This window comes from Candidatus Neptunochlamydia vexilliferae (assembly GCF_015356785.1).
Lineage (GTDB): Bacteria > Chlamydiota > Chlamydiia > Chlamydiales > Simkaniaceae > Neptunichlamydia > Neptunichlamydia vexilliferae.
Genome location: NZ_JAAEJV010000026.1, coordinates 6,067 through 29,200, shown reverse-complemented (window position 1 = coordinate 29,200; position 23,134 = coordinate 6,067). Strand labels below are relative to the sequence as shown.

Sequence of the window (23,134 nt, the reverse complement as noted above, 5' to 3'; positions counted from 1 at the left end):
CCAGAGAGGCCAGCCAACAAAGAAACCCACGATGAGGTGGATTTATCAACTCTTTGAGGGAGTTCATATTCTCTATAAAACAACCGATCAAGGGGTTGCCGAAATGGTACTAAACCTCAATGCAGTGAGGATAACCATACTCAGCTTAATGGGACCGGTATACCAAAAAATATATGAGGATGCAGCATAACCTGCGGAACATGGGATTTGATGCGAAGCCTTGTAAGGGCAGCTTAGTCAAAGTCAAGGGGGAGAAGTCATCAAGAACAGAGCTCCCCCCTGCCCCGAAAGCGCAGAAAAAACACTATAAATTATTTTAAACCCCGAATTGGGAGAAATTTATAAACTTTCATCTTCTAGTCGAGCCAAATCGGCGGCTGGCCGGCTGGATTTTTTCGACCCAGCTTACTTAAAATTGTTACAGCGGGAAAGCCTCTGCTCATAAAAAGCTTGATTTTTCTGTTAAAAAAAATTATGTTTTTAGAACTGAAATAAATATTAGAGTTATGCCGACGATCCACCACCTTTTTGAAACGCAAGTTAAGGCTGGCCCAGACAGCCCCGCCCTTTCTTGTGGAAGCGCCTTATTAAGCTACCGAGAACTCAATGAAGCAGCGAATCGCCTTGCTCATTATATGCGCCGTTTACCCGAGTTTGAGCAAGGGGGACTTGTCCTCCTCTGTCTTGATCGGAGCGAGGAAACCGTTATTGGTTTACTCGCGATTTTAAAGGCTGGAGGGGCTTATGTTCCTGTTTCCCCAAGCTATCCTAAGGGGCGGATTGACTACATTCTGGAGGATACGGGGGCATCTGTTGTCATTACCAACCAGAGACATCAAGGGCGGTTCAAAGGGAAGGTGATTTCTGTCGATTGTCCGGAGATGCAAAGGGCTCTTTTAAACGAAAAGGTGGATAATCCTCACGGGGAAGTAAGAGGGACGGATCTTGCTTATGTCATCTACACCTCGGGCACAACGGGAAAGCCGAAGGGAGTCATGATCGAGCATGATGCGTATGTTGCAACGATCCGGGCGGTTCAAGATCTCTATTTTTCAGGTAAGGGTCCTCTTTCAACCTATAGTCTCACTAATGACACGTTTGATATTTTTGGTTTGGAGTATGGCCTTCCCCTCCTAAGTGGCGGAAGGGTAGAGATTGGGGATAGCTCGGTGAGGGCAATCGATGGAAGCGAGTGGGACTTTATTCAGATGACCCCTAGCTTATGCTATTTGCAGATCGACAACCTGACAAACATGGAAAATACCCTCCTTTTGGTTGGTGGGGAGAGTTTAAAGAAAGACCTTTTGGAGAAGATCCTTGAGAAGGGGATCAGGCTAGTCAATGTCTACGGGCCTACTGAAACAACGATTTGGTCGACATCAAAGCTCTACTCCGATGCTGGGGTCAATCCTGAGCGCCGTAATTTGATTGGAAAGGCTTTCCAAGGAGAGGGGGTCTACGTTCTCGATGATGGGCTTGAGGAGGTGGGGGAGGGAGAGCTCTATATCACAGGTATGGGGCTGGCTCGAGGCTACCTCAATCAGAAAGAGCTAACGGCTGAAAGGTTCATCAATCATCCACGTTTGGGGCGGATGTATAGGACTGGAGACCGCGTGAAACGGTTACCGGATGGGGAGCTTGAGTATATCGGGCGGGTTGACTTTCAGGTGAAGATTCGAGGGTTTCGGATTGAGTGTGGAGAGGTTGAGGCTGCACTTGTTGAACAGGAGGGGATCGAGCGAGCGGTTGTGGTTCCGAAGGAAAATAGGGGGCAACCCTATTTGGCTGCTTACTATACTCGCTTTAAGGGAAAGGAGGAGGCGACTCTAGAGAATTGGACTGAGGTCTTTGATCAGGAGTATAAGGAGATGGAGGGAGAGGCCTTTGATCTTTGGAAGAGCTCCTATACAGGCAAGGCAATCCCTCGGGAGGAAATGGAGGAGTGGGTTTCTCAAACGGCTATCAGGATCAAGGAACTGAATCCTAAAGTGGTTCTCGAGTTAGGGGGAGGAAATGGGTTGCTCCTTTTTAGGTGTATCGATGCCTGTGACAGGTATTATAGCTCAGATATCTCTAGAAAAGCTCTTGAATCTACGGAGAGGCTTGCTCAAGAAAAAGGGGTGGAAGATAAGGTCGAAATCTTTTGCTCAGATGCGCTTAATGTCCCTTTGGATCGCCTCTCTAAGAAGCCCGATACGGTCATTTTAAATTCTGTCATTCAATATTTTCCCCATCTCGACTATTTTGAATCTGTCTTCAGCCGTCTGGTGGATTATCTAGATGGGGAGGCTACCCTCTTTCTTGGAGACATTCGGGACTACCGCCTTCTCGAGCATTTTCATCACTCTCTTCAATGTTTTCGTGGTGGTGTGGTTTCTGAAGAAGAGATTAAAAGGTTAGCTAGCTTGGAAAAGGAGCTTTTGATCTCCCCTGAATACTTTGTGTGGCTGCAAAAGAAGTATCCTCAGATCTCTAAGGTTGAGCTCCTCCCTCGATGGGGGACCTTTTCAAACGAGATGAATGATTTTCGCTACGATGCAGTTCTCCACCTTAATGGGGTAAAGCAATCGGGGAAAATGAGTCCCCCTAAGGGGTGTTTCCGCTATTTAAACAGTCGGGTCACCTCTAAGAATGAGAGGGGATATTCGGTTGAGGAGCTAAGGGGATGGTGCAAAGAAAAAGGACTCTTCCCAAAAATCCATTTAGACCTGGAAAGTCCCTTCCACTATTTAATCGCTCCTTCTCCAGAAGGGGAGGAGAGCTTTATCGACTATCCCCTTCCCAAGAAGAGTGATAGGGGAGACTTTGCTAACCAACCTATGACCCAGTCGCGCGCGGAGGAGGGGCGTTTTGTAGAGCGCTTAAAGGTTGGTATCGCCTCTAGCCTTCCTGACTTTATGATCCCTACTGCCTGGGTGAGACTGGCGACTTTTCCACTGACTTCAAATGGTAAGGTGGACTACCAGTCGCTTCCTGAACCGGTTTTTTCTTCAAAAGAGAACTATCTCCCCCCGATAGGAGAGAGAGAGAAAAGGTTGGCCGAAATCTGGGGGGAGGTTCTCGGAATCGATAGCGGGAAGATCGGTCGGAATGAGCGGTTTTTTTCTCTCGGTGGAGACAGTATTGGGGCGATCCGCATCGGTCGGAAAATTGGAGATGAGTGGGGAACCTTGGTCAAGATGCAGGCGATCCTCCAGAATGATACGATTGAAACATTTGTCCAGTATCTCGATCAAAAAAGCGACCAGGATTCTGCGCCGGTTCTGATAGAAAAAAGGACTTCTGAAAGGGGCCCTCTTTCATTTGGACAGCAGAGCCTCCTATTTATCGACGCCTTTGAAGGAGGAAGCGCTGTTTACAATATTCCTCTGTTTTTTAGACTGATTCCCGATGCCGATAAGGGGCGCCTTAAGAGAGCTTTTGAAGGGGTGCTTTTGCGCCATGAGGTTTTAAGGAGTGTGGTTGTAAAGGAGCAAACAGGGGAGCGTGCCCAGGAGGTGAAGAACTATCCCATTCCTTATAGGGAAGAGGAGGTGAAAAGCAAAGAGGAGCTCCATCTAAAGCTGTCGAAAGAGGCTTCTTATCTTTTCAACTTTGAGACAGAGTACCCACTCCGAATCGCGCTTTATACTTTAGATAAACAGAGGTACCTTTCAATTCTGGTTCACCATACCGCTTTTGATGGGTGGTCAATCCCCCTTCTATTGGAAGAGCTTGAGGCTCTTTATAAGGGGGAAGTCATCCCTGAGCTCCCGATTCAGTACAGAGATTATGCGCGGTGGCAGAAACAGGAGCTTCAAGGGGAGAGGTTAACCCCTCACCTTGACTATTGGAAGGAAAAACTGGAAGGGTTTGAGACTTTAAACCTGTTAACCGATTTCCCCCGCCCCCTTGAGGTCTCCTATCAAGGAGAGGAAATTCCCTTTGCTCTTTCTCAAGAGACTTCCGAAAAGGTCCGCTTCCTCGCTCAGGAACTTGGCGTGAGCCTCTATACCCTCCTTTTGAGCGCTTACTTTTTAATGCTTCGCGTTTATTGCCACCAAGATGACCTTGTCATCGGAACGACATTTGCAGGGCGTCACCTCCCTCAAACGGAAAGGCTTTTGGGGCTTTTTGTGAATGCTCTTCCCTTAAGGGTAAAGGTTGACCGGAAAAGCTCTTTGAAGCGGTTTATCTTAGAGATGGGTGAGCAGCTTGCTGAGGCACAAGACCATCAAGACCTCCCCTTTGAAAAATTGGTGAAGGGGCTTGACGTCCAAAAAGATCTGAGCCGCCACCCTATTTACCAAGTCTTGTTTGAGGTTGATCGCTTTGCGATTGGCTCACATGATAATGCCTTTTTAAAAAGCTATACCCCTTCGAGTCTCTCCTCTAAAGTGGCGAAGTTTGATCTTAGCTTTCAAATCGATGATAGTCAGCATCTCTTGAAGGGAAGTGTCAACTATGCCACCGCTCTTTTTGGAGAAAAAACAATCAAGGGGTACATCGAGACCTATCAGGTGATCTTAAACCAATTGATTTCTGTAGAGGACTTAGACCGTCCGATTCAAACCCTTGAATATCTGACTCCAGAGAGGCATCAAACCCTTGTTGAAACATGGAATCAAACCGAAACGGATTATCCTATTGACCGGTCATGGGCAGAACTTTTTGAAGAGGTCGTCAGCCGGTATGGAGAGCGGGTAGCGGTCGTTGATGAGGAAACCCGGCTGACCTACGAGGAGCTTAATAAGAGGGTGAATCAGTGGGCACACTTTTTAAAGAAGCGGTACTCTATTACCCCCGATACGTTGATCGTTGTGATTATCGACAGAAGCCTCGACCTTCTCCTTGCCATGCTAGCGATCTTTAAAACAGGGGGAGCTTACCTCCCGATCGATCCCGCCCTTCCCAAGGATCGGATCAAAGCGATTTTAGAGGAGTGTGGAGCCCTAGGGATTTTAATCGAAGAAAAGTACCTTCCTCTGCTCGAAGGAGGAGCGGTTAGAGATGAAGAGATCACTGTTATCGATAAGGTGGATGTTTCAGAGTGGAGAAGTGATAACCTTAACCTCAAGATCTCCCCGAGCTCTCTTGCCTATGTGATCTATACTTCGGGATCCACAGGACGCCCTAAAGGGGCGATGGTTGAGTATAAGGGGATGATCAACCATCTTTATATCAAGGTTAAAGATATGGGGATGACCTCGGATGATCGCGTTGCAGAAACAGCAACACAAAGCTTTGATGTTTCTGTTTGGCAATTTGTCTCTGCCCTCATGGTAGGAGGAACAACAGTGGTCTTTAGGGGGATGGCTGCTTGGGAACCTCAGGGGCTTTTAGAGCTTATGGAAAAGGAAAAAGTGACCATTTTCCAAACGGTTCCCAGCCATATGTATGCCATTCTTCCCGTTGTTGAAAGTGAAGAGGGGAAAGCCCACTCTCTTCGCTCCCTTCGTTGGATGATGATCAATGGAGAGCCTCTCCCTGAAGAGATCTGTGAAAGGTGGTTCAACATCTATCCTGAAATCCCCATCATTAATGCTTATGGTCCAACCGAGTGCTCTGATGATGTGACCCACTTCAAGATTTACCCGGAAACTTTGGGGTCGACCCCAAAGATCATGCCAATCCATGGAACGCTTGGCAATACAAAGATCTATATCACCAATGAAGATTTAAAACCGGTCCCTTTGGGGGCTGTTGGGGAGCTCATGGTTGGGGGAGTTGGTGTGGGAAGGGGCTATCTAAATCGGGAAGATCTGACCGCTGAAAAGTTTGTTCCCAACCCCTTCCCTAAAGGAACAATCCGTAAAGGGTATAATGAAAGGTTATACCATACAGGGGACCTGGTTCGGTACCTTCAAGATGGACAGATTGAATATATCAGCCGGAAAGATTTTCAGGTGAAAATCCGCGGCTTTCGGATCGAGCTTGGAGAGATCGAAGAGGCCCTATCCTCTCACGAGGAGGTCTCTCAAAGTGTGGTCCTTGCTCAGACTTATGGAGAAGAGGGGCATAAACACCTGATTGGCTATTATGTGTCTCCTGAGCCTCTAGAGGCACAAGAGCTGGAGTCCTATCTGCAATCGAAGCTTCCAAGCTACATGGTTCCCACAGCTTTGGTTCACCTCTATGAACTTCCTTTGACGATCAATGGGAAACTCGATCGAAAAAAACTCCCCAAGCCCGAGCTTAAAGGAGCTCTTGATTATCTGCCCCCTCGCACTCCACTGGAAAAGGAGGTGTGTATCATTTGGGGCGAACTCCTCGGAATTGAAGGAGAGAAGGTGGGGATTCAAGATGACTTCTTCCGTTTAGGTGGAGATAGTATCGTCAGCATTCAGCTGGTGAGCCGCCTCCGTCAAAAATTAGGTGTCGAAGTTTCTGTCAGGGAAATCTTTACGCAAAAGACGATTCAAAACCTCATCGATAACTTACCGAAAAAAGTCAGTACTCCTGTTAAAGAGGAGCAGGGGATTCTTGAAGGAACTTTTGACCTTCTTCCCATCCAAGACTGGTTTTTAAATGTCCCCTTTAAAAACCCTCATCATTGGAACCAATCCTTTTTGATCCGGACCCCTCCTCTTGAAGTGAAAAGGCTTCAACAAGCGGTTATTGACCTTGTGAACTACCATGATGCCTTTCGCCTCCGCTTTCAAGGAAAAACCCAGACCTATAGCGATGATTTTACCCTCCCTTTTAAAACCTATGATGTTTCAAAAGGAAAAGACCTCTCCTCCCTTCTTACAAAGTGGCAGAGCTGCTTTGACTTTGAAAAGGGACCTATAGCGATCTGCGCTTACCTCCACGGCTTTAAAGATGGGAGTGCCCGGATTTTCTTTGCTTTCCACCACCTGATTGTCGATACGGTGAGTTGGCGGATCCTCAAAGAGGACCTAGAGATCCTTTACTACGGAAAGCCTTTGGGGAAAAAGGGGACAAGTTACCGGCAGTGGGTGGAGACGGTGAATGCTCTTGATTTAAAAGGGGAGTGGAAAAGGGTTCCTAAAGAGGATCCCCTCCCCCCTGAAACAGAGACGCTCTTTTCAGAAACCTTTAACCTTTCGGAAGGGGAAACGACCGCTCTATTGATGGAGTGTGGGAAGGGTTACCATACAGAGATCAATGATCTTTTATTAGCAGCACTAGCGATGAGCCTACCCATGCTTACCGGATCGGATGAGAGTCTCATCACTTTGGAAGGGCATGGCCGAGAAGGGGAAGGGCTATCTGTTGACCTTTCAAGAACGTTAGGGTGGTTTACAACCCTTTATCCTGTCTCTTTAAGAAATAGGAAAGAGGTGGGGATAACCATTCAGGGGGTAAAAGAGGCTCTCCGCCAGGTTCCCAACCGCGGCATGGGCTACCGAGGCAAGCTCCCTTCCATCAGTTTCAACTATTTGGGACAGTTTGATCGGGGACAATCGGTAGGAAAGTGGGTGATCACTGATGAGGAGAGTGGGAAGGCCATTGGTGAAGGAAACCAGTCTCCCCATACGGTTGATATTCTTGGGTGGGTTTTGGAAGGAAGGTTAAAATTTGTGATCGAAGGGTATCTTTCTGAAAAAAAGGTGAGCTGCTTTGCTTCTCACTTTAAGGAAAGCCTTTCCTCTATTATCGCCCACACAAAAACCCTTAAACGCTCTTATCTTACTCCCAGCGATGTCGATGGAATTGTCGATCAATCTCTACTCGACACCCTTCAAAAAGAGAGGGAAGTTGAGGGGGTGTATGGGGCTAATAGTCTCCAGAAGGGATTTATCTATCATGGACTTAAACGGGAAGCGGATGATGATGCCTATATTGTCCAACTTTTATGGAGTTATCAAAGATCGCTCGACCCTAAACGGCTAAAACAAGCATGGGAAATCGCTCAACAGACCTTTCCTCCCCTTAGGATGAGATTTTACTGGGGAGAAAAGCTCCTTCAAGTGGTTGATAAACAGGGAACCGTTGACTTTCGGTGCATCCCCTTTGATGACCAAATTGAAGCAAGGGACCGTAAGGAGGGGTATGATCTCGAAAAAGGGCCCCTTTTTCGGGTCTACTTGATCAAAGAGGAAGGGAAAGGGGATCGGTTAATGCTCAGCAACCACCATGCGATTTTGGATGGCTGGAGCAATGGAATCCTACTCACATTTGTTCATGAGGTGTATCAGCAGCTCGAAAGGGGCGAAATTCCAGCTCCTACGGTTCAAAGGAGCTACACCGATGCGCAGCGGCACCTGCAGCATCCTAGGGAGGGTTCCCTTGACTACTGGAAAAAAGAGGTCGCAGCGATTACCGAACGTCCTCAACTCAACCACCTCACCCTTGAGGGGAAGTCAATCGACGAGCACCAGGTTGTGACCGATCCCCAAAGCGCTCAGCTTACTTTCAAAGGGAAGTGTTATGACCGCTTGAAGCGACGGTGTCAAGACTTGGGGGTGACTCTAAATGGAGCGGTCCAATATGTTTGGCATAAGGTTCTCAGTGTGTATGGAAATAGTGATCAAACCTGTGTTGGAACAGTCACCTCAGGGCGGGGACTTCCGATTCATGGGATCGAGCGGTCTGTTGGCCTTTACATCAACACCCTCCCCCTGGTTGTGGATCACTCTGGTTCGATGAATATCAGCGAGCACCTCCAAACGATCCAAAGAAAAATTCATGAGATCAATGAACGGAGTGGAACCGATCTAAGTGCCCTTCACAAGAAAGGGGAACGCCTTTTCGCGACCCTCTTTGTCTTTGAAAATTACCCTGAGCAAAAGCAAGGAGAGATCGAGGTAACATTTGAGAAAGCGGTTGAAAAGCTTGATTACCCCCTTGGAGTGGTGGTGTATGAAGAGAGCGACTACCTCCTTTTCAAGCTCCAATATGGGGGAGAGCTCTTTTCTAAAGAGGTGATTAGGCGGTTCCTTTCTTTAGTCGAGACCCTTCTTAGCCAAATAGGGGAGGGGTGTGAAGCGTTTGAATTTTTGAATAATAAGGAAAGAGAAACGGTCCTTGACCTGGGGCGTCACACCGATACCACACTCCCTCTTGAGCAGACGATTCCTGAGGCATTTCAAAAAAGGGTTGAAAAAAGCCCTGAAAAAAGAGCTTTATCCTATAAGAATCGGACATTCACCTACCGCGAACTCGATGAAAAATCGAACCAACTTGCCCACTACCTTATCAAAGTATGGAAGGTAAAGCCTGGAGAACTCATTCCCTTTGCTTTAGAAAGAAGTGACTGGGCTATTCTTACCATTTTGGGGATCTTAAAAGCAGGGGGGATCTACGTCCCCCTTGACCCTACCTATCCTAAAGAGCGGATCGATTATATTCTTGATGATATTGGTAAGAGTCGGTTGATCGATGAGACCTTTGATTGGAACTTGGAAGGGTACTCAAAAACCTCCCCGAAGGTTCCCTTAAATAGTCGAGACCTTGCCTATGTAATCTACACCTCTGGGTCGACAGGAAGGCCAAAAGGGGTGATGATTGAGCATCGGGGGGTTGTCAATTTAGCCCACCACCTAACGGAGCGGTACCGTTTAGAGGGAGAGGAAAAAATCCTCCTTTTTGCAAACCCTGTATTTGATGCTTCTGTAGAGCAAATCACACTCGCTCTTTTCAATGGGTACGAACTGGTTATCCCAGAAAGGGATCTCTTACTCGACCGGGAAAGGCTCTACCCTTTTTTGAACAAACATCATATTACCCACCTCCATGTTCCCCCTCCTTTTCTTTCACAGATTGAAGGGGAGCGCCTCCCCGACTTAAAACGGGTCATATCTGGAGGGGATGTCCTCACTGCAGAGATGGTGGCTAGGCTCGGTGAAAATAGCGCCCATTTTGAAATAATGAATGAGTATGGACCAACAGAAACAACCATTACGGCGACAACACAAGAGGTAAAAGGGGGAAACCCTCCTATTGGGAAGGGGGTTGCAAATAGCGTCACTTATGTTTTAGACCGGGACTTAAAACCTCTCCCGATTGGAGCTATCGGCGAGTTGTGCATTGGAGGTGTAGGAGTTGCAAGGGGATATCTCAACCAACCTGAGTTGACCGACAAGCGGTTTATCCCCTCTCCCTTTAAAAAAGGGGAGAGGCTTTACCGGACAGGAGATCTCGTCTATTACGACTCAGCGGGAACCCTCTTCTTTGTGGGGAGAAAAGATTTCCAAGTTAAAATCCGAGGTTATCGGATTGAGTGTGGAGAGGTGGAAGCGGCTCTTCTTTCGATTCCTGAAGTGAAAGAGGGGGTTGTCACTTGCTTAGAGAAGAAAGAACTTGTTGCCTACTATGTGGCGGAGAGGCCTCTTTCCTCTGAGCATCTCATCGCTTCCTTGCAAAAGATCCTTCCCAGCTATATGGTCCCTCACCACTACCTCTTTTTGAAACAACTTCCCTTAAATCCCTCTGGAAAGGTTGCCCGCTCTTCCCTCCCCCTTCCCGAACGTGGATTAAAAAAGAGGTTAGCTCGACCTCAGACTCCGATGGAAAAAGAGATGTGTACGATTTGGGAAGACCTTTTAGGAGAAAAGGTGGGGATCGATGATGACTTTTTCCTCTTAGGAGGCGATAGCATTATAACCATTCAACTTGTGAGTCGCCTTAGAAAGCGGCTGGGTCTCAATATCTCGGTTAAAGAGGTTTTTAAAGAGCGGACAGTTGCCCGATTGACCGCCCTATTAAAGCAGGGAAAAAGAGAAAAACTTGAGATTCAAAGGGAAGAGGGGATTCTCAAAGGGGCGTGTTCCCAACTTCCGATCCAGAAGTGGTTTTTTGACCAATCCTTTTCATCTCCCGAGCATTGGAACCAGTCTTTCTTGATCCAGACTCCTCCTCTCGATCCAAAAAAGGTGAAAGAGGCTGCTAAAAAGCTTCTTGAGCATCACGATGCTCTCCGGTTACGCTTTAAAAATGGGGAACCCTTTTACACTGATAAGACCCCATTTATATTCCATACACTTGATGTTACAAAGGTTGAAGATCTCCAAGAGACTTTAACACGGTGGCAGAGCGGTTTTGATCTTGAAAAAGGGCCCCTTTTCAGCGTGGGGTATCTCCACGGATACTCCGATGGAAGCTGCCGGATCCATATCGCCTGCCATCACTTGGTTATCGATACGGTAAGTTGGAGGATTTTAACCGAAGATTTCCAGACCCTTTATGAGGGGGGAGCTTTAGAAAGGAAAGGGAGCAGTTATCGGCAGTGGGGAAAACGGGTTCAAGCGCATAAAGGTTGGAAAGCTTCGCCATTTGAGGAGGAGGTGATTCCCCTTGCAAAGGAAAAGAAGATCAGCCGTTATGAAATAAAGCTTGGCCCTAAGGAGACGGGGCTCCTTTTAAGAAAGAGCCACCAGGCCTATCAGACAGAGATCAACGATCTGCTTTTAGCAGCGCTAGCTTTAGCCCTTCCATCGATCACAGGAAAACAGAACCACTCCATTACATTAGAGGGGCACGGAAGGGAGGCGATCGATCCTACGATCGACCTTTCTCGCACCGTGGGTTGGTTTACCACCCAATACCCCTTTTCCTTAACCGCACAAGAGGGAACCGGGGAGACGATCAAGGGGGTAAAAGAGGCGCTTAGAAAGATCCCTGACCATGGCCTTGGGTATGAAGGAGTCTTACCTTCGATTGGTTTTAATTATTTAGGGCAATTTGAAAAGGATCCCGCTCAAGGAAAATGGGCCATTACAGATGAACCAAGTGGGATGATGGTTGCTCCAGAAAATCTCCATCCCCGGTTAATCGATATCAATGGTTGGGTGATTAAAGATAGGCTAACCTTTACCTTTGAAGGAGCTGTTGCCCTAGCACTGCTTAAAACGGTTGCACAAACCTTTAAAGAGACCCTTTTAAAGGTGATTACACATGCAACATCTCAAAAGAAGGGGGAGCTAACCCCCAGCGATATCGACGGAGTCCTTTCTCAAACACCTCTGGACCGCATCCAAAAACAAAAAGAGATCGAGCAGGTCTATCTGGCAAATAGTTTGCAACAAGGGTTCATCTATCAAGCTCTCCGTAGCTCTGAGACCGATGATGCTTATATTGTCCAACAAATCGGGAGGTACCCCCTCTCTCTCAATATTTCCCACTTTAAGAAAGCGTGGGTCCTCGCCCAGAAGCGGTTTGCTCCCTTGCGCCTCCATTTTGATTGGGAAGAAACCCCTGTTCAGATCATTGAAAAAGAAGGGGCACTTGACTGGACCTTTATCGATCTTGAGAAGGGGAAAAAGGGGATCGAAGAGGTTCAAAAAGACGACCGGGAGAAAAAATATGACCTCCTCAAAGCTCCCCTTTTTAGACTCTATCTGATGCGGGAATCAAGCCAGTCCTACTCCCTTTTATTTAGTACCCACCATGCGATCCTAGATGGTTGGAGTCTCCCTTTACTCTTTGACTGGGTTCACCAGACCTATCAAGCGCTTGAACGGGGAGAGGAGGTCAATGTGGAGACGGAGCGAACCTACCTCGATGCTAGCCACTACCTCCAGGAACATGCAAAGGACCATTTAGAGGAGTGGAAACAAAAGGTTGAAGCGATCCAAGACCGCCCTGATCTTTCAGGAGTCTGCCTGAAACAAGTGAACCTCTACACTTATAGAGAGGTCAAACAGCCTGCCTCTCTGACCCTTGAGATAGGAGGAGAGATTTACCAGTCAATAAAGGGAGTTTGCCAGAAAGAAGGGGTAACCTTAAACAGTGTGGCTCAATATGCTTGGCACCACCTTTTAAGTGTCTATGGGAATGCCTCTCAAACGGTGACGGGAACAGTCATTTCTGGACGAGAGCTTCCTATCGATGGAATCGAAACAGCGATTGGCCTCTATATCCACACACTTCCCCTTATTGTTGATCATCGAGACGAGGTCTCTTACTCTGAGAAGTTAAGAGAGGTTCAACAAGAGATTGTTGATCTGCAAACAAAAAGAGGAGTTTCCCTTAGCTCTCTCCAAAAAGAGGGAGAGCGCCTGTTTGCAACCCTTTTTGTCTTCGATAACTACCCCCACCCCCAAAAAGAGGGTGGACTTCCGGTGGTTTTTGAAGATTCGATCGAAAAACTTGACTATCCTTTAGGTGTTGTTGCCTCTGAAGGGGAGGGAAAGCTTCTATTCAAAATCCAATATGCAGAAGAGCTCTTTGATCGACAAACGATTCAAAACTTTCTCACATTTATTCAAGAGCTCATACAAGAAATGGGAGCGCATCCCGATGCCCTTACCCAGACTCCTATATCAAACTCGAAACGAAAAAGAGAAAAAGCTGCCCCTTCCTATCCAAGAAAGGAATCGATCTATACCCCTCCTCAAAGTAAGTTAGAACAAGCCTTGTGCAATATTTTTGGAAAGGTCCTTGGGATCGATCCTCAAACGATCGGAATAGAGGATGACTTTTTCCGCCTTGGGGGGGATAGTATTAGCAGCATTCAGCTTTTGAGTCAGATCCGGCAAACCCTCCATCTCCCTATCACTGTGGATGCGATCTTTACCCAAAGAACGGTTGGAAACCTTGCTCGCTATCTTAAAGCCCAAGAAGAGTGTCAGGCTTCTACAGAAATCAAGCGGGAAGAGGGAGAGTTGGTCGGAACATTTAACCTCCTTCCCATTCAAGAGTGGTTTTTTGAACAAAACTTTGAAGTTCCTTCTCACTGGAACCAATCCTTTGTCATTCAAACCCCACCTCTTGATCCCAACCGTTTAGAAAAAGCGCTCGACCAGCTTGCCTTGCACCATGATGCCTTTCGCCTCCGCTTTAAAGGGGAAAGGCAGACCTATTCCAAGGGGAAAGAAAGAGCACTCTTGTTCTATGTCGTCGATGCGATTCCTACAGGAGGGCTCGACCTTTTCTTTACCAAGCAACACAAGGGATTTGACCTTGAAAGTGGGCCCTTAGCAGCGGTCACTTATCTCAAAACTCCCGATGGAGGAAAGATCCATTTTTCCCTCCATCATCTCATTGTCGATGCGGTGAGTTGGAGAATTTTAACCGAAGACCTCCAAAGTCTTTATGAGGGAAAAACTCTAGGGAAGAAGGGGAGCAGTTATCGGCAGTGGGTCGAAGCGGTTGAAAACCTGCCAACTCCCAACTGGGGAGAAATCCCCTCTATTCCCCCCTTTAAAAAGCAAAATGGTCCAATTGTCACTGAGGAGTTTTGTTTAAAAGAAGATAAGACGGGTGAGCTTTTGACAAAAAGTCGAGAGGCCTATCATGCAGATATGAATGATCTCCTACTAGCTGCTTTGGCACGTGCTCTCCCTATTTTGACCCAAGAAAAGGAAAACCTGATCACTTTGGAAGGACATGGGAGGGAGGAGATAGATCCCACCCTAGATCTTTCGCGGACCCTTGGGTGGTTTACCACCCTTTATCCCGTTTTCCTTATCGACCACCCCTCTTGTTCTCAGACGATTAAAGAGACCAAAGAAAGGCTCAGAACCATCCCTCAAAAAGGGATCGGGTACAAGGGCCCTTTATCCCCCATCCGTTTTAACTACCTTGGACAGCTTGACCGAGGAAAAAAGGTAGAAGAGGAGTGGAAGATAACCGATGAAACGTTTGGAGAAGGGGTTTCTCCTCAGAATCATCCAACCGCTACTATTGATATCAACGGGTGGGTTGTCGATGGGGTGCTTAAATTTACAATCGAAGGGAGCTTCCCTTGGAAGGTCATCAAAAGCTTTAGTGATCGCTTTCACAGCTCTTTACTGGAAGTGATTGAAACAGCAGCCTCAGAGGCCTATCCTCTACTGACCCCTAGTGATATTGATAAGATCATAAGTGGAGATACCCTTGACCGACTTCAAGAGCAGGGCGAGGTTGAAGGGGTCTACCGGGCAAGTAGCTTGCAGCAAGGGTTTATTTCCCATTTTCTTCGTCATGGAGAGGAAGACGATGCTTATATCGTTCAGCTGATGGGGCGCTACACAAAGCCGATTGATCCCTTTATTCTTAAAGAGGCTTGGGCGATGGCCCATGCAACGTTCCCCTCTCTCCGCCTCCGTTTTGACTGGGAAGAAGAGCTTGTTCAAGTGATCGATAAAGTCCAGCCTCTTGACTGGCGGCTTACCCATGAAGACATCCCCCTTATCCAGCAAAGGGATCGAGAGGAAAGGTATGATTTAGCGCAAGGCCCCCTTTTCCGCCTCTACCTAACGGAAGATCGAGAGGGAAACCACCACTTTCTCTTTAGTAACCACCACGCTATTTTAGATGGTTGGAGCCTCCCCCTTCTCTTTAACTATGTTCATGCTCTTTATGACCAAATTGAGAGGGGAGAAACGGTGAGTCTAAAACCTCAATTGAGTTATCTTCAAGGGCAAGCCTACCTACAACAGCATCGAGAAGACCACCTTGCTTACTGGAAAGCGGAGGTTGCTCAGATTGAAGATCCAGCTGATCTTAGCCCCCTTTCTCTTTCAAAAACAAACCTTTTCAACTACCGAAAGATTGAAAAACCTTCAAAAGTGGAGCGCTCTATTGAGGGGAAGCTCTATCACGAGCTGCGTACCCTCTGTCTAAAAGAGGGGGTCACCTTAAGTACAATCGCTCAGTATCTATGGCATCAGGTCCTCCGCCTCTATGGAAATGGAGAGCAGACAGTCGTTGGAACAGTGATTTCAGGAAGGGATCTTCCTATAGAGGGGATTGAAGAGTCGGTAGGGCTGTATATCAACACCCTCCCTCTTATTTTTAACCACCATCCTGAAGCATCTCTTTCGACAAATTTACAAAAGATGCAACAAAAAATTCAGGGTTTAAACTCCCATGCAACAAGTGATCTTGGCTCCCTTCATGAAGGGCAGACGTCTCTTTTCTTTAACCTATTCATCTTTGAGAATTATCCCGAACCCTCCCAAGATATAGGGCCTACCCTTGAGTTAGAACAGGCAATCGAAAAACTTGACTACCCACTCGGTGTCCATGTTTCAGAAGGGAAAGAGAGCTTAACCTTCCAAATCCACTATGCAGGAGAGCTCTTTTCCTCTACTTTGATCAAACATTTTCTCGACTTGATCGTTCACCTCGCTAAGCAGCTTCCGAGTGGTAAAATGGTTGATTATGTTCCTCCAAAGTCGAAGGAGCTTATCGACCAGTGGAACCAGACCAAAACCCCGTTTAGCTCCCAAAAAACCATTCACTCCCTCTTTGAGGAGCAGGCCGTTCGGACTCCCCACCACCCTGCTACCCTGTTTAAGGGGGAGACGCTCTCTTATCAAACGGTCAATAAAAGGGCCAACCAGCTTGCCCATTTCCTAAAAGAGGAGTGGGGAGTCGAAAGGGGAAGCCTTGTGGCTCTTTGCCTCGACCGGTGTGAAGAGATGGTCATCGCCCTCCTTGCGATTCTCAAAGCGGGAGGAGCCTACCTCCCAATCGACCCGACATATCCCGAAGAGAGGATCCACTCTCTGCTCGAAGAAAGTCATCCTGTAGGGGGGATCATTCACAGTCAATACCGAAAAAAACTTTCCTCGCTTCCCCTTTTTGCCATCGATAAAGAGGGGGAAAGGTTGGCTAGCCAGAGCTCCGATAATTTGGGAGAGGGGGAGAGTCAAGATCTTGCTTATGTCCTATATACTTCGGGAACAACAGGACGCCCAAAAGGGGTGATGGTTGAGCACCGAGGGATCATCAACCGGATTGAGTGGATGAACCGGTATACCCCCCTTTCACCAGAGGATAAGGTTTTGCAGAAGACCCCCTATACCTTCGACGTCTCTGTCTGGGAATTTTTCTGGCCCCATTGGTATGGAGCCACTCTGGTCATTGCGGAACCTGAAGCCCATAAAGACCCTGAAAAGCTTATCGATCTTATCGAGAAAGAGGGGATTACCGTTTGTCACTTTGTTCCTTCCATGCTCACCCTCTTTCATGAAGCGCTTTCTACTAGGACTGGGACTGCTCGATTAGGGCTAAAACATCTCTTTTGCAGTGGAGAATCCCTTCCTTCCGAAGAAGTTTCCCGTTTCTATACCCTCTTTCCTCAAGGAAAGATCCATAACTTGTATGGTCCCACAGAGGCCTCAATCGATGTCTCTTTTTATAGCCCAAAGCAGGGGGAAGAGGTCTATATTGGAAAACCGATTGCGAACACCTTTTTTGAGGTGCTTGACCCGCTCCAAAACCCTCTGCCCGTTGGTGCGATTGGAGAGCTTTATATCGGAGGGATTGGGCTTGCTAAAGGGTATCTTGGTCAAAAGCTCTTGACTGAGAAAAGGTTTATCGTTCGTGAGGGAAAACGACTCTACCGGACCGGAGACCTTGTCCGGTGGTCGGAAGAGGGAAACCTTGATTATCTAGGCCGGTGTGACTCCCAAATTAAGCTCAATGGACAACGGATCGAGCTCGGTGAAATTGAAAGCTACCTTGCCTCTTATCCTCCTATTCAACAGGGGGTGGTGGCTTTAAAAGAAGGTGTTTTAGTTGGTTACTATATGGGTGGAGAAAAAGTGGATCAGAAAAAGATTCAAGCCTATCTCCTTCAGTACCTTCCCGAATACATGGTGCCCCGTGTATGGGTCTTTATCTCCTCTCTTCCTTTGACTCCAAGTGGAAAGCTTGATCGCAAAGCCCTCCCTTTACCTCAATACCAGCACGCCATTTCCAAAGCTCCCTCTTCACCCATTGAATATCAACTCCAAGCGGTTTGGGGTCAGCTCCTCAACCTCCCTAAACACCACATTGGAGTTGAGGATAACTTCTTTGCTTTAGGGGGGAGTAGCATTTCAGCGATCCGTTTAGTCGGCCATCTCAATCGAGAGTTTGCCACCTCGTTAAAGGTTTCTGACCTTTATGCCCACCCAACACTCGCATCCCTTGCCCATAAAATGGAAGAAAGGAGGGGAGAAAGAGGTCTGCTTGTTTCCCTTAATAAAGAAAAAAAAGAGTGCCCTTCTCTTTTTATGGTTCACCCTGGAGCAGGAGGGTGTGAGGTCTATGCGTCTTTAGCAAACCACTTAGAGGGGGAATACACCTGTTATGGGATCGACTCCTATAACCTCTATGCGGAAGAAAAACTTGAGACAGTTGAGGCACTTGCCGACCACTATCTAAAGGAGATCAGCCGGCTAGGACCTCAAGAGGAATACCACCTCCTTGGGTGGTCTTTGGGAGGTTTAATCGCCCTTGAGATGGGGGTGATCCTCGAAAGTAAAGGGGTAAAGAACCTTCAGATTTGCTTACTGGATACGACGCTTGAAGACCGCCAACTCAGCCAGCTCAGGGAAAAGATTCCCTTAAAAGCGATTCAAGATGACTACTCCCTATTTGCTTCCAAGCAGGGATATGATCCCTCTTATATCGATGCGGTGCTGAAAAATCTCCCTCTTGAACACCAGATGCTCAAGCATCCCCTATCGGGAAAGCTTATGCATGCAAAAATTGTCCTCTTTAAAGCCTATCTTAAAGATGAGACATTCCATGCTCCTGGTTATGAAGCGCTTTTTGAGCACATCACCTCGCTCCCTTACAATCATATCGACCGGGTTGTTGAGGAGCTAGACCAGCTCCTTGTTGTCCCTTGTCGAGAAGCCTCACATCATTCCATTCTAAAAGAAGAAACCCTTATTCAATCTTACCTATCCACAAGAGATATGACGCTATGCTGATTCAATCACTCAAAACTCACTATCAACAGGGAAGAGGGTCTTCCCATGGAACCTTTGGAGAACTCCTTCAAGGAATTCTTCCCAATGGAAGAAATTTTATGGTCACCCTCCCTATCTCCCTCTATTCGCGAGCCCACTTTGAACCTAGACTGGAGATGAGTCATGTGACCGTTTCTCCAAAAGAAAAAAAGAAGTCAGCGGTGATGGCTGAAAAGATTCTTGAGCGCTTTGAGATCTCGATAGGGGGGGTTTTGACAATTGACTCCGATATTCCCGAAGGGAAAGGACTTGCAAGCTCTTCTGCTGACCTTGTTGCGACTGCCTATGCCCTCAAAGAAACCTTTTTCATCGAAGCTCTAGACTCTGACTTGATTGCCTCCTTAATTAAAGAGATAGAGCCGACAGACGGAATCATGTACCCAGGAAGCTCCACCTTCTATTACAAGGAGGTAGAGCTTAAAGAGTCTCTTGCTCACCTTCCTAGGTTTGTCATTGTGGGCATTGATGAAGGGCATACCGTGGATACTTTAACCTATAACAAAAAGGAGAAATGTTACACTCCAGAATGTTCTTTCAAATATGCCAAGCTTCTTGAAAAAGTTACCTCTGCAGTCAAGGAAGGGGACTTGAAAACAATCGGAGCCATTGCCACAGAGAGTGCAAGGATGAACCAGAGGCATCACGATAAACCCTCTTTGGAGGCTGTCATCTCTTTTTGTGAAGAGGTTAAAGGGCTCGGTGTAGCGATTGCCCATAGTGGCACTTTTATTGGGGTCCTCCTTGACCCCTCATTGCCTTCCTTTGACTTGCAGTTAAAACGATTAACCCTCAATCTCAAAGAGATGGGAAAGACCGCTCACCTTTTTCATTCTTTAACAGAGGAAGACTGATGCTCATCGACAAAAAAGGGGAGGCCCTGTTTTCAAATTATTCAAGCACCCTTGTAAGTCCAAAGCTGATTCGATTAACCCCTAATCTGACGGTTGCCCTTTTTGAATTGATGAAACTTATTCCCGCTAAATATACGCTCCTCAAGGCATTAAAAGAGGGAAAGCTGAACCCCGATTACCCAATTATTGAAACCTCAAGTGGAACCTATGCTCAAGGACTTGCTCTTGTGTGTAGAGAGCTTGATCTTCCTTTTATTATCATCAGCGATCCAGTCATTGACCCCGCTCTTCAGTCTCGGCTAGTTGCTCTTGGAGGAAAGGTTCAAATTATTGAGCGGTCGATCGACAATCTAAACATCCAAACCCTCCGCCTGCAAGCGCTCCGCGATTATTTATTCAGCCACCCCCAAGCTTTTTGGCCTGCTCAATACGATAACCCAGACAATCGCCATGCCTACACCCCTTTTGCAGACCTTCTTTTAGAAAACCTCCGCTCTCCCCTGACCCTTATAGGAGCTGTAGGCTCTGGAGGGTCAACCTGTGGAACCATTGAGCGCCTTCGGGAGGTCAATACCGACACCCGTCTGATTGGAGTCGACACCTTTGGAAGTGTTCTCTTTGGCCTCCCTGCAGGAAAGAGGAAACTCCGGGGGCTCGGGAACTCCCTTTTACCTAAGAATGTCATCCATTCCTCTTTCGATGAGGTCCACTGGGTTTCTGCCCACTGCGCTTACAAGGCGCTTAGAGAGCTCTATTCTAAGACAGGTCTTTACTGCGGTCCAACGACAGGGGCAGCTTTTCATGTCGCCCGTTGGATTGCCAACAAAAATCGAGATGAAGAGGTGGTTTTCATTGCCCCCGACTCAGGGCACCGCTATACCCATACCGTTTATTCAGACCGGTGGATTGGAGAGGAAGGAATCGATCTCAATGCCCCTTTTCCCTCCCCTTTACACATCGATTCTCTTTCTGAAGTGGGTAAGGAGTGGGCTTACTTTAATTGGAAGCGTCAACCCTATGAACAAGTAGTTAACCACCATGGATAAAATCGCATTTATAGAGAGCAATACGACTGGAACCGGAGAATGGTTTCTCAATGCAGGGAAAAAAATGGGGTTGGCCCCCCTTTTTCTGACGAAGAACCCCAAAAAGTATCCCTTCTTAAAAAAGCACCTGATCCATCCCATTTTGATCGATACGGATGACCCTGAGGCGTTGACCACATTCCTAAAAAAAGTTTCAGATCTTAAAGGTGTTTTCTCAAGCTCAGACAGCTACATTTACCCTGCAGCTCTTGTCTCAAAAAAGCTCAATCTTCCCCATACCAATCCCGAAGCAATCGCTCATTGTCGCGATAAATACCGCTTGATCCAAACATTAAAAAAACTTTCCCTTCCAGCGATCCCAACCGTTCGAGGAGGAGAAGAAGTTTCCTTTTCTTTTCCCGTTATTGCTAAGCCCAATCCTGGGACAGGGAGCATCGGTGTAGAGCTTTTTTCTTCACCAGAGTCCCTTCCCCATCTTGACAATTCGCATATCATTCAGGAGTACATCGAAGGAGAGGAATACTCTGCAGAAATCGTTGTCCAAAAGGGAGAACCCTATCTCCTTGGTATGACCAAAAAGCACCTTGGACCTAAGCCCCACTTTGTCGAATCGGGACATGATTTTCCAGCTCCCATTTCTCAAAAAATCTCTCAAGAGGCCCTCTCCATCATCACCCAACTTATCAAGGCAATTGACTTTGATTTTGGCCCCCTCCATGTCGAGTTCCGGGTGAAAAAGGGGACGATTTATATTATCGAGGTGAATCCCCGTCTTGCTGGGGGGATGATTCCCCAATTGATTGAAGAGGCCCAAGGGATTCCGCTCATTCAAAATATCCTCCACCTTTACCTAGGGCAAAACCCCTCTTTCCTTCCCCACAAGAGCTCCCATGCAGCCATCCGTTTTATAATTCCCACCCAAGAAGGGACTTTAGCGAATGTGCCAAAGACTCTTCACGGGCTCACCCTCTACAAAGAAAAAGGGGCTCTGATCCAGTTAGAAGGGAGCTTTAAAGACCGGATTGGCCACTCTATCGTGAAAGGAGATACCCTTGAAGAGTGTCACCTCCTTCTTGATCAAGCCCTAGGGAATCTGACGGTGACAATCGCCCCCATAACCCCTTCATGTGGACGGGGAAGGCTTGCCGAGCCCCTAGATCCCCGTGTAAAGCGGATCTTAGAAGAAGAGATGATTCCTCGAATCGATCCTTTACATGCCCTCTCAAAGATAAATAGGGCGCATGTTGCCATGCTTAAGAAAACCAGAATCATCACACCTGATCAAGCTAAGCGTCTCATAGAGGGGGTTGAGGCGCTTGAAAAAGGTGATTTTGCAACTGTTCGCGCCATTGATGGTCCAGGGGTGGGCTTTTACCTTGCCTATGAGGAGAAGCTGATCGAGCAGACGGGGATCAAAACTGGGGGACTGATCCATATTGGGCGTTCCCGGAACGATATCAATGCGACCCTTCAAAGACTTCAAACCAAAGAGATCTACCAAGCGCTTTCCCAGTCCCTGTGGAGGCTGCGCTCTACACTCCTGTGTCAAGGGGAGTGCTATAAAAACCTTCCGATGCCCATCTACAGTCAATACCAACCTGCCATGCCAGCAACTTATGGCTACTATCTTACAGGTGTTGAAGAGGCTCTTGCCCTTCAAAGCAAGAGCCTCCTCTCCCTTTCTTCCCTTCTGGAAGCTTCCCCCTTAGGAGCCGGAGCAGGTGGGGGAACAACCTATCCTATCGACCCTGAAAAGAGTGCTGAGGAGCTTCCCTTCAAAAAAGGGCCCGCCCATGCCCTTACCGCCGTTGCTAGTCGTGATCTTGAGCTTACCCTCCTCGCACTTGGTGCGACTTTAGGAACGACGATCAGCCGGGTTGCCCAAGATTACCACCTTTGGTTGACCAAAGAGTTTGAGTTTTTCTCCCTTCCCGATCGCTTATGTGGGATCTCTTCGACAATGCCTCAAAAAAAGAACCCCTATCTCCTTGAGAAGATTAAAGGAAAAGCCATTCAGATGACCGGTGCGTTTACAACAGCTGCTGCTACAATGCATAAAGTCCCTTTTGGAAACTCTGTAGAGGTAGGGACCGAAGCGCTTACTGGGTACTACTCGAGCTTTTCCTCCCTCATCCAATCCCTAGAACTTCTCTCCCTGATCATCGAAGGGGCAGAGCCCCTTCCCAAAAACATGATCCGGAGCATCACCAAAGGTCTTACAGCAGCAGCTCCCCTTGCAGAGGGACTTTCTCAAGCCTCCTCTCTGACCTTTAGGGAGGCTCACGAAGCTGTTGGAAAGGCGATTCTCAAAGCGGAAGCAAAAGGAGAAGACCCATTGGAAGCGCTCCTTTCCCTTCATGAAACATTCCCCAAAGATCCCAATCATTGGCACGACCTTTTAGAGTATGGAAAAGGGCCTGGTCCTCACTCGTTACAACAGATCCTCGAAACCGCCCATAGTAGGTTGAGAAATAGCCATCCATTTATACCCTGCTGATAATAAGCAAAATAAACCTAAACAAATTCAAGAATTGGATTTTCGACAGCTTTCGCGTTGCCCAAAACCACTTCTTGATCTTGTTTCGGTATATATATATGACAAAATAATTTTTAATGAAAATGA

Annotated in this window: 4 protein-coding genes and 1 pseudogene; all 5 read left to right on the top strand. The window is 47.3% G+C overall.

What is annotated here, in order from left to right; translation table 11 throughout:
• Positions 1-190: pseudogene (locus tag NEPTK9_RS09695) on the top strand (IS1634 family transposase); the annotation flags it as partial.
• Between the two features lie 316 nt (positions 191-506).
• Positions 507-18,575: a non-ribosomal peptide synthetase gene (locus tag NEPTK9_RS05505; protein WP_194847834.1), complete on the top strand. Its 18,069-nt coding sequence runs from the start codon at positions 507-509 to the stop codon at positions 18,573-18,575.
• Positions 18,569-19,465, top strand: coding sequence for a GHMP family kinase ATP-binding protein (locus tag NEPTK9_RS05500; RefSeq protein WP_194847833.1), 897 nt, complete (start codon positions 18,569-18,571; stop codon positions 19,463-19,465). The genes NEPTK9_RS05505 and NEPTK9_RS05500 overlap by 7 nt, the downstream gene beginning before the upstream one ends.
• On the top strand, positions 19,465-20,511 hold the full coding sequence (locus NEPTK9_RS05495; RefSeq protein ID WP_194847832.1) for a pyridoxal-phosphate dependent enzyme: 1,047 nt from the start codon (positions 19,465-19,467) through the stop codon (positions 20,509-20,511). Before NEPTK9_RS05500 ends, NEPTK9_RS05495 begins: the two co-directional genes overlap by 1 nt.
• Complete coding sequence (locus NEPTK9_RS05490) at positions 20,504-23,008, top strand: lyase family protein (protein WP_194847831.1); 2,505 nt, start codon at positions 20,504-20,506, stop codon at positions 23,006-23,008. The genes NEPTK9_RS05495 and NEPTK9_RS05490 overlap by 8 nt, the downstream gene beginning before the upstream one ends.
• Positions 23,009-23,134: the final 126 nt, after the last annotated feature.

Bases quoted from the DNA above. Each gene is read 5' to 3' on its own strand.
- NEPTK9_RS05500 (WP_194847833.1), top strand. From the start codon at position 18,569: ATGCTGATTCAATCACTCAAAACTCACTATCAACAGGGAAGAGGGTCT.
- NEPTK9_RS05495 (WP_194847832.1), top strand. From the start codon at position 19,465: ATGCTCATCGACAAAAAAGGGGAGGCCCTGTTTTCAAATTATTCAAGC.
- NEPTK9_RS05505 (WP_194847834.1), top strand. From the start codon at position 507: ATGCCGACGATCCACCACCTTTTTGAAACGCAAGTTAAGGCTGGCCCA.
- NEPTK9_RS05490 (WP_194847831.1), top strand. From the start codon at position 20,504: ATGGATAAAATCGCATTTATAGAGAGCAATACGACTGGAACCGGAGAA.